The organism is Streptomyces sp. HUAS 15-9 (assembly GCF_025642155.1).
Taxonomy (GTDB): Bacteria; Actinomycetota; Actinomycetes; order Streptomycetales; family Streptomycetaceae; genus Streptomyces.
Genome location: NZ_CP106798.1, coordinates 819,617 through 835,444 on the forward strand (window position 1 = coordinate 819,617; position 15,828 = coordinate 835,444).

16 protein-coding genes and 3 pseudogenes are annotated in these 15,828 nt (G+C 71.3%); 9 read left to right on the forward strand and 10 right to left on the reverse strand.

The annotated features are described in order from the left end of the window. Nucleotides 1-15: 15 nt before the first annotated feature. From N8I87_RS03675 to N8I87_RS03695, 5 genes and pseudogenes are all read right to left on the reverse strand, one after another. A complete protein-coding gene (locus tag N8I87_RS03675) occupies nt 16-483 on the reverse strand; it encodes a peroxiredoxin (RefSeq protein WP_263205374.1) in 468 nt (155 codons plus the stop codon). Continuing rightward, on the reverse strand, nt 480-860 hold the full coding sequence (locus tag N8I87_RS03680) for a DoxX family protein (protein WP_263205376.1): 381 nt from the start codon (nt 858-860) through the stop codon (nt 480-482). Before N8I87_RS03680 ends, N8I87_RS03675 begins: the two co-directional genes overlap by 4 nt. 77 nt (nt 861-937) lie before the next feature. Further along, a pseudogene (locus tag N8I87_RS03685) lies at nt 938-2,381 on the reverse strand (family 43 glycosylhydrolase). Between the two features lie 305 nt (nt 2,382-2,686). Continuing rightward, complete coding sequence (locus N8I87_RS03690; RefSeq protein ID WP_263205378.1) at nt 2,687-3,487, reverse strand: DUF817 domain-containing protein; 801 nt, start codon at nt 3,485-3,487, stop codon at nt 2,687-2,689. An 85-nt stretch (nt 3,488-3,572) separates the two neighbouring features. Further along, nucleotides 3,573-4,097 (reverse strand): MarR family winged helix-turn-helix transcriptional regulator, encoded by a 525-nt coding sequence (locus N8I87_RS03695; protein ID WP_263205379.1) that lies wholly within the window; start codon nt 4,095-4,097, stop codon nt 3,573-3,575. A 182-nt stretch (nt 4,098-4,279) separates the two neighbouring features. Between N8I87_RS03695 and N8I87_RS03700 the strand changes: the two genes are divergently transcribed. Together N8I87_RS03700 and N8I87_RS03705 are read left to right on the forward strand one after the other, a co-directional pair. Beyond that, on the forward strand, nt 4,280-4,834 hold the full coding sequence (locus N8I87_RS03700) for an SH3 domain-containing protein (protein WP_263205380.1): 555 nt from the start codon (nt 4,280-4,282) through the stop codon (nt 4,832-4,834). A 193-nt stretch (nt 4,835-5,027) separates the two neighbouring features. Next, nucleotides 5,028-5,804 carry a helix-turn-helix domain-containing protein gene (locus N8I87_RS03705; RefSeq protein ID WP_263205381.1) on the forward strand — a complete coding sequence of 259 codons (777 nt, stop codon included), beginning with the start codon at nt 5,028-5,030 and terminating at the stop codon, nt 5,802-5,804. A 44-nt stretch (nt 5,805-5,848) separates the two neighbouring features. Here the strand turns inward: N8I87_RS03705 and N8I87_RS03710 are convergent. Next, a pseudogene (locus N8I87_RS03710) lies at nt 5,849-6,277 on the reverse strand (LysR substrate-binding domain-containing protein); the annotation flags it as partial. Here N8I87_RS03710 and N8I87_RS03715 point away from each other — a divergent pair. From N8I87_RS03715 to hemC, 7 genes and pseudogenes are all read left to right on the forward strand, one after another. Continuing rightward, nucleotides 6,258-6,830 (forward strand): annotated as a pseudogene (locus N8I87_RS03715) (EamA family transporter); the annotation flags it as partial. The pseudogenes N8I87_RS03710 and N8I87_RS03715 overlap by 20 nt on opposite strands. A 253-nt stretch (nt 6,831-7,083) precedes the next feature. Continuing rightward, nucleotides 7,084-8,127, forward strand: a complete 1,044-nt coding sequence (locus tag N8I87_RS03720) for an SGNH/GDSL hydrolase family protein (protein ID WP_263205383.1) — start codon at nt 7,084-7,086, stop codon at nt 8,125-8,127. Then, entirely contained in the window at nt 8,115-8,381 is a 267-nt protein-coding gene (locus N8I87_RS03725) for an alcohol dehydrogenase catalytic domain-containing protein (protein ID WP_263205384.1), read from the forward strand. The genes N8I87_RS03720 and N8I87_RS03725 overlap by 13 nt, the downstream gene beginning before the upstream one ends. 20 nt (nt 8,382-8,401) lie before the next feature. Next, a complete protein-coding gene (locus N8I87_RS03730; RefSeq protein ID WP_263205386.1) occupies nt 8,402-8,839 on the forward strand; it encodes a zinc-binding dehydrogenase in 438 nt (145 codons plus the stop codon). Nucleotides 8,840-9,623: 784 nt separating this feature from the next. Then, the gene (locus N8I87_RS03735; protein WP_263205388.1) at nt 9,624-10,601 is read left to right on the forward strand and encodes an ATP-dependent DNA ligase; all 978 of its coding nucleotides are present in this window, start codon (nt 9,624-9,626) and stop codon (nt 10,599-10,601) included. Between the two features lie 194 nt (nt 10,602-10,795). Beyond that, entirely contained in the window at nt 10,796-11,572 is a 777-nt protein-coding gene (locus tag N8I87_RS03740) for an NPP1 family protein (RefSeq protein ID WP_263205390.1), read from the forward strand. Between the two features lie 200 nt (nt 11,573-11,772). Then, nucleotides 11,773-12,708, forward strand: coding sequence for a hydroxymethylbilane synthase (hemC, locus tag N8I87_RS03745; RefSeq protein ID WP_263205392.1), 936 nt, complete (start codon nt 11,773-11,775; stop codon nt 12,706-12,708). Between the two features lie 16 nt (nt 12,709-12,724). Here hemC and N8I87_RS03750 read toward each other — a convergent pair whose 3' ends face one another. The 4 genes from N8I87_RS03750 to N8I87_RS03765 form a co-directional block, all read right to left on the reverse strand. Next, nucleotides 12,725-13,258: a hypothetical protein gene (locus tag N8I87_RS03750; protein WP_263205394.1), complete on the reverse strand. Its 534-nt coding sequence runs from the start codon at nt 13,256-13,258 to the stop codon at nt 12,725-12,727. Nucleotides 13,259-13,449: 191 nt separating this feature from the next. Beyond that, a complete protein-coding gene (locus N8I87_RS03755) occupies nt 13,450-14,310 on the reverse strand; it encodes an ABC transporter permease (RefSeq protein WP_263205396.1) in 861 nt (286 codons plus the stop codon). Then, entirely contained in the window at nt 14,270-15,151 is an 882-nt protein-coding gene (locus N8I87_RS03760) for an ABC transporter ATP-binding protein (RefSeq protein ID WP_263205397.1), read from the reverse strand. Before N8I87_RS03760 ends, N8I87_RS03755 begins: the two co-directional genes overlap by 41 nt. Next, nucleotides 15,148-15,636 (reverse strand): MarR family winged helix-turn-helix transcriptional regulator, encoded by a 489-nt coding sequence (locus tag N8I87_RS03765; RefSeq protein ID WP_263205399.1) that lies wholly within the window; start codon nt 15,634-15,636, stop codon nt 15,148-15,150. The genes N8I87_RS03760 and N8I87_RS03765 overlap by 4 nt, the downstream gene beginning before the upstream one ends. Between the last annotated feature and the right edge of the window lie 192 nt (nt 15,637-15,828).

The window sequence follows — 15,828 nt, forward strand, 5'->3', positions numbered from 1 at the left end:
GCGCGGCGGCCCGCCTCAGCCCCGATGACCGCGCAGTACGGCCAGGGCCCGGTCGGCGTGGGTGTTCATGCGCAGTTCGCTGCGGACGACCTCCAGGACCGTGCGGTCCTGGGCGATGACGAAGGTGACCCGCTTGGTGGGCGCGAGGGAGAAACCGCGCTTCACGCCGAACAGCTCGCGGACCGATCCGTCGGTGTCGGACAGCAGCGGCATGCCGAGGGTGTGGCGTCCGGCGAACTCCTGCTGGCGCTCGACGGTGTCGCCGCTGATCCCGACGGGCCGCGCCCCGACGGCGGCGAATTCGGCCGCCAGATCGCGGAAGTGGCAGGCCTCGGCGGTGCAGCCGGCGGTCAGGGCGGCGGGGTAGAAGAACAGCACGACGGGTCCGTCGGCGAGCAGCTCCGACAGCCTCCTCGTCGTGCCGGTCCCGTCCGGCAGCGCGAAGTCCTCGACCTTGTCACCTACGTCGACACGCTCGCTCATGACCGGCCCTCCCCGTTGCGGGCGACACCGCGCGCCCACAGCACCAGGGGCACCTGGAGCGGCAGCCGCGCGATGGCCGCCGCCTTCAGCGGTGCGGGGCGGTGCCGCCAGTCCACGGCCATCTTCACGTTCGCGGGGAACACCCCGACGAAGAAGGCGGCGGCGGCCCGCGCGGCCACCGGCCGGGTCCGCCGGGTCGCCAGGCCCGCGGCGAGGGCCAGCTCCACGGCCCCGCTCGCGTACGTCCAGGTCCGGGCCGAGCCCGGCAGCGTCTTCGGAATCGTCGCGTCGAACTGCCGGGGAGCGGCGAAGTGGGCGACCCCTGCCGTGGCCAGCAGACCGGCCAGCAGCAGGGGTGAACGTTCGGACCGGGGCACGGTTCCTCCTCTGACGACCTGTCGCCGGATATTACTCGACGGTAGACCGCAGTGGATCGCCCGGGCTCAAGAGGGAGCTACTCCATGAAGAAGGTCACGTCCGCCTTGTCGAGCGCGGTGCTGATCGTCCGGATGTAGAGCAGATTGCCGTAGTGGCGGATGTAGCGGCCCGGGTAGTCGTACGACTCCAGGGAGACGCCGGCCGCCGCGTCGGCGAGGCCCGGGCGACGGTGGAAGGAGGCGTCGCCGCCGAAGGTGGCGGAGCCGTCGTTCTTCTCGACCCAGACCTCGAAGTTCCTGTGGCGCAGGTAGTAGCCGGGGTAGTTCGTCGACTCCAGGGAGATCGTGCCGCTGCCCGCGAGGCCGGTGACGACGCGGAACCGGGAGTCGGCGAGGTCGGTGACGTTCGCCTCGATCTTCGCGCGGAAGTCCCCGTGGCGGATGTAGCGGTCCGGGTAGTGGTACGAGGAGAGCCGGACCGGGGTGACGCCGTCGGCCACCGGGATGCCGAAGTCGGGGGTGCCGTCGGCCTTCCGGTAGACCTTCTGCAGCCGGGTACGGCGGTTGGGGTCGTTGAGCGGGTCGCCGGTGATGTCCTTGTAGTTGCGGTCGTGGTGGACGAGGATGTCGGACTTCCCGTCCTCGGAGAGGGTGAACGAGTTGTGGCCGGGCCCGTACTGCGAGGTCACGGCGTTGCTCTTGAAGACCGGCTGGGGGCTCTTGCTCCAGGAGGAGGCGCTCAGCAGGTCACTGGAGGCGGACGCGGTGAGCATGCCCAGGCAGTAGTTGGCGTCGGTGGCGCTCGCCGAATAGGTCAGGAAGACCTTGCCGCAGTGCTGGACGACCACCCTGCCCTCGTTGACCTTGTGGCCGACGGTCTCCCAGGGCAGGGTGGGCCGCGAGATCTCCACCGGAGTGCCGCTGATGGTCCAGGGGTTGGCCATTCTGGCGATGAAGAGGCTGGTGTTGTTGTCCTCGCCGGGGTTGTGCCGGGCCCAGGCGAGATACCGGACCCCGGTCACGACGAACGTGGTGGCGTCGAGCGAGAAGCTCTCCCACCGGGTCGTGATCCGGCCCTTCTCGGTCCAGGTGCCGGTCAGCGGGTCGGCCGCGCTCGTCTCCAGGACGTACATGCGGATCGCCCACACATCGCCGGTGGAGCCTGCGGCGAAGTAGACGTACCCACTTGCCGCCGATGTGGTGGATCTCGGGCGCCCAGATGTGCGCGCCCATGACACCGCTCGCGTGCCTGGTCCAGATGGTGGTCTCGGGGGCGGTGGCGAGGCCCTGGAGGGTGGTGGCCCGGCGCAGCACGATGCGGTCGTACTCGGGCACGGTCGCGGTGAAGTAGTAGTGGCCGTCGGTGTGCTTGAAGATGTGCGGGTCGGCGCGCTGTTCGGCGAGGGGGTTGGTGAAGGTCACGGCGGGTGAGGCGGGGGCGGCATGCGCGGGGATGGCGGTGACGAGCAGGGCGAGTGCGGCGAGGAGGGCGGTCAGCACCCGTCCGACAAGGCGTTTCACGACGACCGGTCTTCCTCTCTGTCGGTGGAGCTCGATCAGGTGGTGGTCGTCGGTCGCGACTGCCGGCAGGTGTGGTTCAGCCGGGTCCACCGGCGTACGTCGATGCCGCCGGCGGTACCGCAGTCGGCGACGTCGGCGACCTTCCGGGGGCCTCATATCCGAGATGTACACAATTGCAGACGTTCGATATCTCGAACTATGTACGGAACTTCGACCAGATGCTAAGGGCGTGGCAACAACACGTCAATGGGTCGGGTGAGTCGAGTCGAGAATTGCGGCCGCCCGCCGGGCCGGACGACGCGGAATCACGGGTGCCGCGCGATGGCCTGACGGGCCGGCTTGCCCGGCCAGTTGGCGCGGACGACGAAGGACACCGTGATCAGCAGCGCCCAGGAGACCCACTTCGACATCGACACCGGCTCCCAGCCGTGGAGTTGGTACGGATACCGCCAGGCGCCGAGGTACGTGGCCACGTTCTCCGCCAACCACAGGAAGAAGCCGGCCAGCGCGAAGGACAGGGCGAGCGGCATGCGGTGGCGCCGCTCGCCGACCGTGAAGTACATCCAGGTGCCCCACGTCGCGCACAGCAGAAGGCCGCCGAGGACCCAGCGCAGGTCCGGCAGCCAGTGGTGCGTGAGGAAGTTGACGTACAGAAAGACGGCCACCACGGCGGTGACCCGGGCCCGATAGCCGGTGAACGACAGCTCCAGCAGCCGCCAGGTCCGGCAGCCGTAACTGCCGACGGCCGCGTACATGAACCCGCCGTACAGCGGCACTCCGGCCACCTTGGTCAGCGCGGGCTCGGGATAGCTCCACGCGCCCACATGCACCTTGACCAGTTCGAAGACGAGCCCCAGAACATGGCAGACGGCGATCACCGCGAGATCCCGGCGGGTCTCCCAGCCCAGCAGATGGCACACGACCGTGAGCAGCACGCCGTAGGCGAGAAGGAGGTCGTAGCGCGCCACGGGAAGCGGCGGCAGCATCCGGACCGCCGCCATACCGCCGAACAGCGCGACCGCGAAGGCGCAGCAGCCGGCCTGCACCCAGCCGAACAGAGCGATCTGGCGGACGAGTGTCCCGGCCTGCTGCTTGATCTTGCGCATGGGCAGGAAGACGACTGTTCGAAGCCGATGGTTGCAGGCCTGTCGCGGGCTTGCCGGAGCCCCCACGACGAAGGGGCCGAGTCGTTCAGGCCGTATCCACCGGCGCACCGGCCTCCCGGCCGGACTCGTCCTCGACGGCGTACGCCAGGAAGTCGTCGACCATGCGATGGAACAGGGCGGCCAGCTGCCGCAGTTCCTCGGGCTTCCACTCGCCGAGGGCGAGCTGCATGCCGCGAGCTCCGGCGTCCCGGATCCGGTCGACGGCCCGGCGGCCCGCGTCGGTGAGCTGGATGCGCTGGGCGCGGCGGTCGTCGGGGTCGGGGATCCGGGTGACACAGCCGGACTTCTGCAACTGCTGCACGGTGCGGGTCACATGGGAGGCCTCGACACCCAGCCGCTGCGCCAGCTCCCCCGGCCGCAACGGGTCGGAGTCGGCGACCTGACGCAGCAGCGCCACCGCGGCCCGGTCCAGCGGCACACCGGCGAGCGCCATCAGTCGCTCGTGCTGCCGGGCCCGGGTGCTCAGATACGTGATGCGCGTGAGGGCACGTTCGATCTCGACGACTTCCGGGGAGGCGGCAGGGGCGACGGGCAGCGGTTCCGTGGGCATACCCACCAGTTTACCATATCGTTGCGTAACTCAAGTAAATGACCGCGCGGAGAAGATCCGTCCCCGGGGACGTCCCCCGCGTTCCACGGGACGCGGGGACGGCATCCTGACGGTTCGTCACGGAAACGCTGGGTCTCGTGATCACGCTTCGTGGTCACGAGATCGACAGCCCGGAGGTTTCGATGATCCGACGGACCGTGAAGAGCGGCCTGCTGGCGACGATCGCGGTGCTCGCGCTCCTGCCCACGGCAGCCGGCGCCGCCGAGGCGGACCACGCCGTACCGCTCCCCGCGCCCAACGTCTCGACGCAGTACACCACCCCCTCGCTGCTGCCCGCTCCCGCCGCGCACCGGCAGGCCAAGCACCGCACGACGCACCACAAGTCCCGCCGCGCGCACCGCGTCACGCACCGTGTGCACCGCGTCCGCCACGCACACCGCACCACGCACCGCTGCACACACCGGGTCCGCCACGTGGTCCGCTCGGCCGGTCACCGCCACGGCCTCCCCGTCGTGGGGCGTGTGACCACGCACCGCCTCGCGCTGAACGTCCGCTCCGGCCCGGGCACCGGCTACCGCGTGGTCGGCCACCGGCACCCGAACCGGCTCGTGGCACTCACCTGCCGGACGAGCGGGTCCCGGGTGCACGGCAACCACACCTGGTACCGGCTCTCCCACCACAGGGGCTATGTGTCCGCCCACTACGTCCGGGTCGGCACCGCCGCCCGCTGGTGCTGACCGCTTCGCCCCGTCGTACACGCTGACCCCGAGGCCTGTTCGGAAACCTCTCGTTCCCGAACAGGCCTTCGGCGTGTACGCACTTCACCCACCTCATACCTCACGACAGGTTGCACTTTCCCCTTCCCCGGGAAGCCATTGCGACAACAGGGGGCGAAACGCCCATAGCGTAACCGGAGTCGAGGAACGCACCATGCGGCAGCCCGCAGAACCGACCACGCCGGACGAGCCGTTGATGGTGAGACTGCGCGAACTGAAGGACCGTACGGGGCTGAGCCTGGCGGCGCTGGCCGCCCGCACCCCGTACAGCAAGTCCGCCTGGCACCGCTATCTGACCGAGGGCAAGCGGCCACCCCGCTCGGCCGTGGAGGCGCTCGCCCGGATCGCCGGCGTCGACCCGGCCCCGGTGCTGGCCCTGTGGGAGGCTTCCGGCGAGCAGTCCGCGGGCAACCCGTCCGACGAGGTCGGCCAGGAGCGCCCGGCGGGGCGCCGGATGCGGCGGCCGGCGGTGCTCGCCCTGCTGACGGTGACAGCCGCCGCCGCGGCCGCCCTCGCCCTGTCCGCCCGGCACAGCTCGCCGGGGCCGCAGGCCGTCGGGGCGGCCCCCCGCTGCCACGGGAGGTCCTGCCAGGGCCAGCTGCCCGACCCGTCGGCCTGCGCGCGCGACGCACAGACGAAGAGCACGGTCACCGACCCGGACTACGACGTCCGGCTGCGCTACTCGCCGGCCTGCGGCACCGCCTGGTCGGAGGTACGGGTGCACTCCCCGCACGCCCGGGAGATCACCGTACGCGCGGGCGAGAACACGCTCTCGGCCACGTATCCGGCCGAGGACTCCACCGGCTACACCAGTCCGATGCTCGCCGTGATGTCGCCGCGGGGCGTGGAGGCGTGCGCCGAGGTGGCGGGGCAACTGGCCTGCACGGGTCTGGACCCCGACGAACCCGCGGAGTCCGGCGAGCGGCCGTGAAACGCGCAGCGCCACACCCCCTGCGGAGCCCCGGCGCCGAGCGTTCACCCCACCCGGTACAGGTCGCTGAGCAACTCGATCACCGCCTGCTGGGCGGGGTGCGGATCGTCCCGCCACCAGGCCAGTCGGACCGCGACCGGCTCGGCGTCGCGCACCGGCCGGTAGACGATGCCGGGCCGCGGGTACTGGTTCGCGGTGGACTCCGCCGTCACACCGATGGCACGACCCGCGGCGATCACGGTGAGCCAGTCGTCGACGTCGTGCGTCTCCTCTGTGACCGGGCGCGAGTCCGGGGGCCAGAGATCCGGCGTGGTGGTGCCGGTCCGGCGGTCCACGAGCAGGGTCCGGCCCGTCAGATCGGCGAGCCGGACCGTACGGCGCCGGGCCAGGGGGTCGTCGTTGGCCAGGGCGCACAGTCGGCGTTCTAGGCCGACGATGGCCGAGTCGATCCGGCGGTCGCCCAGCGGGCTCGCGGTGACCTTGGAGTTCCTCGGCCCGCTCGCCGTCGCGCTGTCCGCCTCGCGCCGCCGGCTGGACGCCGGGTGTGCGGTGCTGGCCGCAGCCGGGGTCGTCGTCCTGATGCGCCCCCAGCCGTCCACCGACTACGTGGGCATGGGCCTCGGCCTGGTGGCCGCCTGCTGCTGGGCGTCGTACATCCTGCTCAACCGTGTCGTGGGCCGACGCATCCCCGGGGCACAGGGCTCGGCGGCCGCCGCGGGGCTGTCCGCCCTGACCTTCCTGCCGATCGGTGCCGTCGTGGCCGTACGACACCCGCCCACGGCCGGAGCCGTGCTGTGCGCGGTCGCGGCCGGGATCCTCTCCTCGGCCGTGCCGTACCTCGCCGACCTCCTCACCCTGCGCAAGGTGCCCGCCCAGACGTTCGGGCTGTTCATGAGCGTCAATCCGGTGCTCGCGGCCGTGGTCGGCTGGGTCGTCCTCGGCCAGGGCCTGGGCCTGCCCGAGTGGGCGGGCATGGGGGCGGTCGTCGCGGCCAACGCGCTCAGCATCCTGACGACGCGCGAGTGACGAAGCGGTGCCGCAGCAGACCGCCGGGGGGTTCACTTGCTTGACTCAAGTAACCTACATATGCTTGCCTAACTCAAGTAAGTCGCCCGGACCGGGGCCACCCTGAGCGGGGGTGGCCCCTCGCGCCGTACTCGTGGGGACGGGGACCGGTGCGGTCCCCGGGCCCGGCCGCCGGTTCAGTCCCCCCGTCCGGCACCGGCCCGGGGACATCTCCTTCTCCGTGTCGCCGAGACGGAAGAGACAGGACGCCTCCATGAAGAACTCCGTACGAGCCGGGCTGGCCGGGGTGCTCGCCTGCGGCGTCATCGGCACCGCGATAGGCATCGTCCGGGACGACGGCGGCTCCGGTGACGACTCCACCCCGTCGAAGGGCCCCTACGTCGCGCTCGGCGACTCCTACACCTCGGGCCCGAGGATTCCCGACCGGACCGGCACACCGGCCGGCTGCGAGCGGTCCGACCGCAACTACCCGACCCTGGTGGCCCGTCGACTCGGCCTCGACTCGGCCGACTTCGACGACGTGAGTTGCAGCGGCGCCACCATCGCCGACCTCTCGGCGGCCCAGTCCACGGACGACGGGGTCAACCCGCCCCAGCTGTCGGCCCTGTCCGCGCGGACCCGCCTGATCACCGTCGGGATCGGCGCCAACGACATCGACTTCATCGGCCTGATCAAGCGGTGTGTGACTGCGGGGGCGGTCTACTTCGCCACCGGGAGCGGCACGGGCAGCGGCGGTGAGAACCTCCCGGGAGACGCGCCCTGCCGCGCGCAGTACGTGTCCGGGGACACCGACGAGGTGCGGCAGAGGACCGAGACGGCAGAGCGGATGCTCTCGCGGACGCTGGGCGAAGTGAAGCGGCGCGCACCGCACGCCCGCGTCCACGTCGTCGCCTATCCGGCGATCCTGCCCGCCGACGGACACGGCTGCGGGCGCGAGATGGGCCTCGCGCCGGGCGACGTCACCTTCCTGCGCGAGAAGGAACAGCAGCTCAACGCCATGCTGCGGCGGCGGGCCGAGGCAGCCGGAGCGGGCTACGTGGACACCTACGAGCCCTCCGAGGGGCATGACGCCTGCTCAGCCTCCGCCACCCGCTGGATCGAACCCCTCGTCCCGGCCTCCCCCGCGGCCTCCGTCCACCCCAACGAACGCGGCGAGCGGGGCATGGCCGCAGCCGTCCTGGACGCCATGGGTGCTGTGGACGCCATGGGTACCTGGTTCGGCCTTCGTCCCTCTCCCAGCAGTTTCCGGAACATCAGGGCTCATCAGAAAGTGAGAGTCACCCCATGGCCACGATGAAGTCCGTCCGGACCGATGGCGTCGGCAAGATCGACGTCGTGGATGTCGAGCGTCCCGGCCCGGGCCCGAAGGACGTGCTGATGAAGGTCCGCGCCTGCGGCATCTGCGGCACCGACGTCACCTTCCTGCACATCGGCGGCATACCGGCCCGCGCCCACCTCGGCGGTGACCTGGTCCCCGTCGCCCTGGGCCACGAGCCGGCCGGCGAGATCGTCGAGGTGGGCCGATCGGTCTGGGCGCGGCGATCTGGCTGAAGCTGCGCGGAGTCGAGCACGTGGTGGTGGCCGACGTCGTCCCGGGGCGGCTGGAGAAGGCGCTGGCCGTGGGGGCGGACGCCGTCATCGACTCCGCCGAGGAGGACGTGACCGCACGCCTGGCGGAGCTGCACGGGCAGAGCGCCAACGCCCTGGGCCGGCCCCGGCCGGGCACCGACATCTACATCGACGCGGCCGGTGCGGCCGCCGTCTTCGACACCGTGGTCGCCAACGCCAAGTGGCACGCCAGGCTCGTCATGGTGGCGGTGCAGAAGGGGGCCGACATGGACCTCGGCGGCATGCTGCGCAGCGAGCTGACCCTCGTCGCCTCCCAGGGCTACCCGACGGTGATCTTCGAGGTGACCCCCGAACTCGTCGAGCATCACGAGCGCTTCGCGAAGCTCATCAGCCATCGCGTTCCGTTCGCGGAGGCGAGCGCGCCTTCGGGCTCGCGCTGACCCCGGGGGCCGCGGAGAAGGTCGTGGTTGTCCGGTCCCAGATATCTGTAGGCACCGCGTACGCCCCGAGCAGCAGTGCCTACAGACGGGCGGGATGGTCGATGCGCGTCGCGGCAGCCCCGTACGCCGCTTGGCCTGCATGCCTACAGAAGACTGGGACTGTCCACGGTTCGCGGGGACCGGACAGTGGTGACCTTCGAGGCGTAGGGGCGCGGGGCGTTGGAGAACGTGAGCCACGTGAAGCAGGCCGGACAATACCGGCGGCGTATCCTCGGCGCCGGACGCGGTCGTCCTGCCGCTGGTCGGCCGCCTCGCCGAACTGGACGCGGACGCCCAGAACGTGGCGCAGGAGGCGCTGACCGAGCTGCGGCACGTGATGCGCGGCATCCATTCGCCGATCCTCGTCGACCTCGGCTGGTCGGGGCGGTACGCGCCCTCGTCGCGAGCGGCGGCCTCGACGTCGCGCCCCGCGTGGACGGCCTGGCCGACGGCCACGAGGGGCCGAGGGCACCGGCGATTGTCGAGGCTGCCGCGTACTTCGTCGTGGCCGAACTGCTCGGCTGCGGGGCCGGCGAAGTGGGCCACCTGCACAACGTCTGGCATCGCCCGTTGTCCGCCCGCAATCGTGCCCAACTCGTCGTGCGGGCCCATGAGTCGGGGTCGGCGCGGGCCACACCGCAGTTGGTCGCCACATGGCGGACGGTGTGCCTCACGCAGCGGCCGTTCAGGGGAACCGCTCCCGAAAGGGGCGTGGCCGCGCCGGGCGCGGTCGACATCTTCAGCCGTGACCCTGCCGCTGATCGCGCCGATGCTCGCCACTCCCGGAAAGCTGCCGCCCACCGCCCAGGACGCCCGGTGGGCCTACGAGACCAAGCAGGACGGCCAGCGTGCGGTGATCTACCTCCCCGGCGACGGCACCGTGCTGCTGCGCGCCCGCTCCGGCGAGGACATCACCGCCGCCTACCCCGAGCTGAGGCCGCTGGGCGGCGCCCTCGGCAGCACCCCCTCGATCCTGGACGGCGAGGTGCTCGCCCTCGACGAACACGGTCGAGCCGACTTCCAGCTGCTGCAGAGCCGTATGGGCCTGGCCCACGCACCGGCACGCGCGGCGCGCCGTGCGGCCCAGGTCCCGGTGCACCTCGTGCTGTTCGACGTGATGCACCTGGGCGGCTCCCTGCTCGCCCTCCCCTACACCCGGCGGCGGGCACGGCTGGAGGAGCTGGCCCTCGACGGGCCCCACTGGTCCACCCCCGCCGCCGTCTTCGGCCACGGCGCCGAGGCCCTGCGGGCGACCCGCGAGCACGGTCTGGAGGGAGTGGTCTGCAAGCGTCTCGACTCGGTGTACGAGCCGGGCGTGCGCTCCCGCGACTGGATCAAGATCCGCAACATGCGCAGCGAGGACGTGATCGTCGGCGGCTGGCTGCCCGGCAAGGGCCGGCTCACCGGACTGCCCGGTGCCGTACTGGTCGGCCAGCGGGCCGCCGGGCGCCTGCGGTACGTCGGCGGTGTGGGCACCGGCTGGAGCGAGGCCGAGCGCACCGAACTGGCCGCACTGCTGCGGGCCGCCGAGACCGGCGTGTGCCCCTTCGACCCGGTCCCGCCGGTCTCCGGCGCCCACTGGGTACTGCCCCGGCTGGTCGGCGAGGTCGCCTACAGCACCCGTACACGGGCCGGACTGCTGCGCCAGCCGTCCTGGCTCCGGCTGCGTCCCGACCTCGCGCCCGAGGAGTCGGCGGCGGACATCCCCGACGAACCGGCCTGAACCGGCCCGACTCCGGCCCGAGTGCGACCTGACTCCGGTCCGCATCCGCCCTGACACCTCGTCATGATCCAAGAAGTTGGGCCCTCCTTCACCACCGGTACTCGTGTGACCCCTTGGCCCGGAGTCGAAAACCCGGGAAGCTGAACTCCCTTTGCCCCCACAGCCGTTGGGCTGCGCCCAAAGAGGAGGACGCAGTGTCGTCACCGAAGTTCAAGGCACACCGCAGAAGATGGCTGACCGGTCTCGCGGGAGCCTCCGCGCTCGTCGTCGCCACCGCCACCGCCGCGTACGCCGCCCCGCCCCCGGCCCTCCCGGCCAACGCCGAGCCCTCGGAGCTGAAGTACCAGCCGGCCTTCGACTACGACACCGACGGCTGCTACTCCAGTCCGGCCATCGGCCCCGACGGCACGATCAACGGCGGTCTGAAGCCGACCGGTGCCCTCAACGGCTCGTGCCACGACGCCTCCGACCTGGACAACACGAACAGCTACTCGCGCTACAAGTGCAACAACGGCTGGTGCGGCTATCTGTACGGCCTGTACTTCGAGAAGGACCAGGCACTACCCGGAATCAGCCTCGGCGGCCACCGGCACGACTGGGAGCACGTCGTGGTGTGGGTGCAGAACGACCAGATCAAGTACGTCTCCACCTCCAATCACGGCTCGTTCACCGTGCACCCCGTCTCCGACGTCCGTTTCGAGGGCACGCACGCGAAGATCGTGTACCACAAGGACGGCATCAGCACGCACTGCTTCCGGCTCGCGAACTCGAACGACGAGCCGCCGGAGAACCACAAGCACACCTGGCAGTATCCGCCGCTGGTCGGCTGGAACGGCTACCCGGCGGGCCTGCGCGACAAGTTGAGCGCGTACGACTTCGGCAGCGCCCACTTCGGCCTCAAGGACGACAGCTTCGCCTCGCACCTGACCTCGGCCAAGCCGTCCGGCATCGCCTTCGACCCCAACGCCTGAGCCGCCGCGGGTTCCCTGCCGCCCCGGGCGCGGCAGGGGACCCATGGACACCCGCCGGTCCGCGCCCACGCCACCCGCTCACCCACGAGGGGCCCCTTCGACCGGCACATGAAGTCATGACGGTACCGGCACTCGCGGCACGGCGGAGCAATGCGGCCGATCGGCACGGATGTCCGTCGCCACGGTCTATCGTGTCCCCCATGTCCGTCCCGGAACTGATCCGTATCGTCTCCCGTGACTCACCGATGGCACTCGCCCAAGTGGAGCGTGTCCGCGCCGAGTTGGCCGTCCTTCATCCGCAGGTGCGCACAGAGGTCGTACCGGTGAAGACCACCGGCGACACATGGCTGGGCGACCTGTCGAAGGTGGAGGGCAAGGGGGCGTTCACCAAGGAGGTGGACGCCGCTCTGCTGGCCGGGGCGGCCGACCTCGCGGTGCACTGCGTCAAGGACGTGCCGGCCGACCGGCCGCTGCCCGCGGGCACCGTGTTCGCCGCGTTCCTGAAGCGGGACGACATCCGTGACGCGCTCGTCCACCCGGGCGGGCTCACCCTCGACGCGCTGCCGGCCGGCACCCGGATCGGCACCTCCGCGGTACGCCGTGTCGCCCAGCTGGCCGCCACCCACCCGCATCTGCGGTGCGTGCCCTTCCGCGGCAACGCCAACCGCCGCCTGGACAAGCTCGCGGCCGGCGAGGCGGACGCGCTGCTGCTCGCGGTCTCCGGGCTGGAGCGGATCGGCCGGCGTGAGGTGATCAGCGAGGTGCTGCCCCCCGAGACGATGATGCCGCCGATCGGCGCGGGCATTCTCGCGCTGCAGTGCCGGGAGGGCGACGCCGAGCTGATCGACGCGGTCAGCGGGCTCGGCGACCCGGACACCTACCGGGAGGCCACGGCGGAGCGCATGTTCCTGCATGTGCTGCAGGGGCACTGCAACAGCCCGATCGCCGGTTACGCCCGCATGGACCGCAGCGGTGAACTGTCCCTGCGTGCCTGTGTGTTCACGCCGGACGGCAAGACGCGGCTGAACGCCCACGAGTGGGCGGGGCGGCTCGACCCGGCCACGCTCGGCACCTCGGTCGCCGTGTCCCTGCTGCGGCAGGGTGCCCGCGAGATCATCGACGGCATCCCGCACTGACCGGCCGTAGCGGCCGTCAGGCGGTGCCCGGCTCCGTCTGGTCCTCCAGGTCCTTCAGGAAGACGCTGACCTGGTGGGCCAGGCTGCCCGGCCCGGCAGCCGCGGAGGCGGCGGCGACGGGCTCCTCGAGCAGTCCGATGCCGCCCGCCCACAGGCGGCGGTCGGTCCACTCCTCGTCGACCCGCAGCTGGACCTGGACGTCGACCTGGGTCAGCGCGGCCTCCGGGCCTGCCGCATAGATCACGGCGGTGGCCCGGCGCAGCGGGTAGACGTCGAAGCCCTCGATGAACTGCGAGTTGCGCCAGTCGATGAAGGCGCCCTCCCCGTCGGAGCCGACCCGGACGTCGATCTGCCCGTCCTCCAGCTGGACGCTGAAGTGGCGCGCGCCGCGGTTCTCGACGGTCACCCGGACACTGAAGTACGTCAGCCCGACGGCCGCGTCGTCGCGTCCGCGCGGCGGCTCGGCCGCCTCCAGGCTGTGGACGCGGACGCGCAGACCGGCATGCTCGTCGTGCTCCTGCCAGTCCCCGACCACGTTCGGCTCGTACACGGTGCCCCTCTATCGACCTCGGAGAGCTGCTGTCTATCTGTGTGCCGAGCGCACTGTCAAATGAGCAGAATGCGCTGTGGCCAGGGGGTTCGCCCGCTTTGATCGCTGATCAAGCGCTGCGCAGCGGGAATCCCCTCGGCGGGCCCCCGGGCGGTGTCCGGGTGCGTGCCGCACATCACGGCCGGGCAAGATCAGCGGGCGAGCCGGCCCAGCAGTGAGGAGGCGACGGTGATGCCGAGTGCTGCGGCCACGGCAAGGACGCCGAAGTCGGCGGCGAGATGCGCCGGTGTGCCGAGCAGAAGGCCGCGCAGGGCGTCGACTTGGTAGCTCAGCGGGTTGGCCTTGCTGACCGCCTGGAGCCAGCCGGGCATGATGGTGACGGGGTAGAGGGCGTTGGAGCCGAAGAACAGCGGCATCGTGATCGCCTGTCCGATGCCCATCAGGCGGTCGCGGTTGAGGACGATGCCCGCGATGGTGATCGACAGGCAGGAGAAGAAGGCGGAGGCGAGGACCACGGCCGCCGCGACGCCGAGCAGACGCAGCGGGTTCCAGGTCAGCGCGACGCCGAGCAGGGCGGCGATGACGATGACGACGACCGCCTGGATCAGCGACTTCACTCCGGCCGCGAACGCCTTGCCGGTGATCAGCGCCGAGCGCGGGGTCGGCGTGACCAGCAGTTTGTTGAGGATGCCGGCGTCCCGCTCCCAGATGATCTGGATGCCGTAGAAGATGGCGATGAACATCGCGGACTGGGCGATGATGCCGGGCGCGAGGTAGTCGATGTAGGGGATGCCGCCGGTGGGTATCGCCCGGATCCGGGTGAAGGTCTGGCCGAAGATCAGCAGCCAGAGGGCGGGCTGGATCGCCCTGGTGTACAGCTCGGTGCGGTCGTGGCGCAGTTTCTGCAGTTCGACGGTGCACATCGCGACGACCCGGGCGGGCGGCAGCCGCCAGCCCGCGCGGGGCCGCGGCGGCCGCAGCAGCAGGTCACTGCCCGCGGCGGGGACGGGATCAGCCGACGCGGTTGGCGGTGCGGCGGGTGCTTCGGACATCGCGGAAATCTCCTGACTTCTCGTCGAGACCGCTGCCGGCGACATCGCGGAAGACGTCCTCCAGAGTGGGCGGCTTGTCCGTGGCCGGGGCGCCCGCGGCGCGACGGCGTTCACCGAGTCCCTGCCTGAGTTCGGCGGGGGTGCCGAGGGCGCGGATGCGGCCGTGGTGCATCAGGCCGACGCGGTCGCAGTACTGGTCCGCCTCGTCCATGTAGTGGGTGGTGACCAGGACGGTCATGCCGGTGGCCGCGCGTACGGCGTTGATGTGCTCCCAGACACCGGTCCGGGCGATCGGGTCGAGGCCGATCGTCGGCTCGTCGAGGATCAGCAGACGGGGTGCGCTGACCAGGGCCTGGGCCAGCTCCAGCCGACGGACCATACCGCCGGAGTAGGTGCCCACCAGCCGGTCGGCGGCGTCGGCGAGGCCCACGGCGGCCACGGCCTGCGCGACCCGGGCGGCCCGCTCGCGGCGGGGCACGTCGAAGACCCGGGCGAAGAGGGCGACGTTCTCCCGTCCGGTGAGCCCGCTGTCGGCGGACAGCTGCTGCGGGACGTAGCCGAGCAGGCGTCGTACGGCCATGCGGTCGCCTGCCGTGTCATGGCCGAAGACGCGGACCATGCCCGCGGGGACGGGCAGCAGCGTGGTGATGCAGCGGATGGCGGTGGTCTTGCCGGCGCCGTTGGGTCCGAGCAGCCCGAAGACCTCGCCCTCCCGCACGGTCAGGTCGAGCCCGTCCACCGCGTTGGTCTCCCCGAACGCGTAGGCGAGGCGTGTGCAGGTGACGGCTTCGACCGCGCCGGCGGCGGTGTCCCACGCTTCGGTGGTGGTGTCCCGCGTCATGGTTCCCCGGCCTCCTCGTGCAGGGTGACGGCCAGCTTGCGCAGCGCCGGCAGCGCGGCGCGCAGCGCTTCCCGGTCCGCCTCGTCGAGCCGGTCCACATGGCGCCCGACGAGGGCCGCCCGGCGGCGCTGCCAGTCCCGCAGCCGGTTGCGGGCCGCCTCGGTGAGCCGCAGGCGGGCGGCACGCCGGTCCGCCGGATCGGTCTCCCGGACCAGATAGCCGTCCTTGGCGAGCTTGTTGACGAGGGTCGAAACGGAGTTGCTCGCCAGGTACAGCTCCTTGGCGGCGTCAGAGATGCCGATGCCGGGCCGGGCCTCGACCAGGCGCAGCAGTTCCACCTCGGCGCCGCGCAGCCGTGGCGCGGTCAGCCCGCTGCGCAGCCTGCGGCGGATCAGCCGCTGGATGCCGACCAGGGTGTCCGCCAGCGCCTGCGGGAAGGCCTCGGACTCCGTCGGTCCCTCAGGTTCCGGTCGCTCGGGTTCCACACTTGGAGATTACCTCTGTGTCAGAGGTAATCTCTTCCCAAGGAACGGTCAAGTCGGACAGTTGACGGCCGGACGCCGTCACCATTTCGGGTGATTTGTTTTGGTACGTCCGATCCGGGGAATGTTGAGGCAAGTGCTTCGGACAGGAGGCACGTCCGTGGGAGCCGGCTCGCCGGGCCCCGGGTGCCCCCT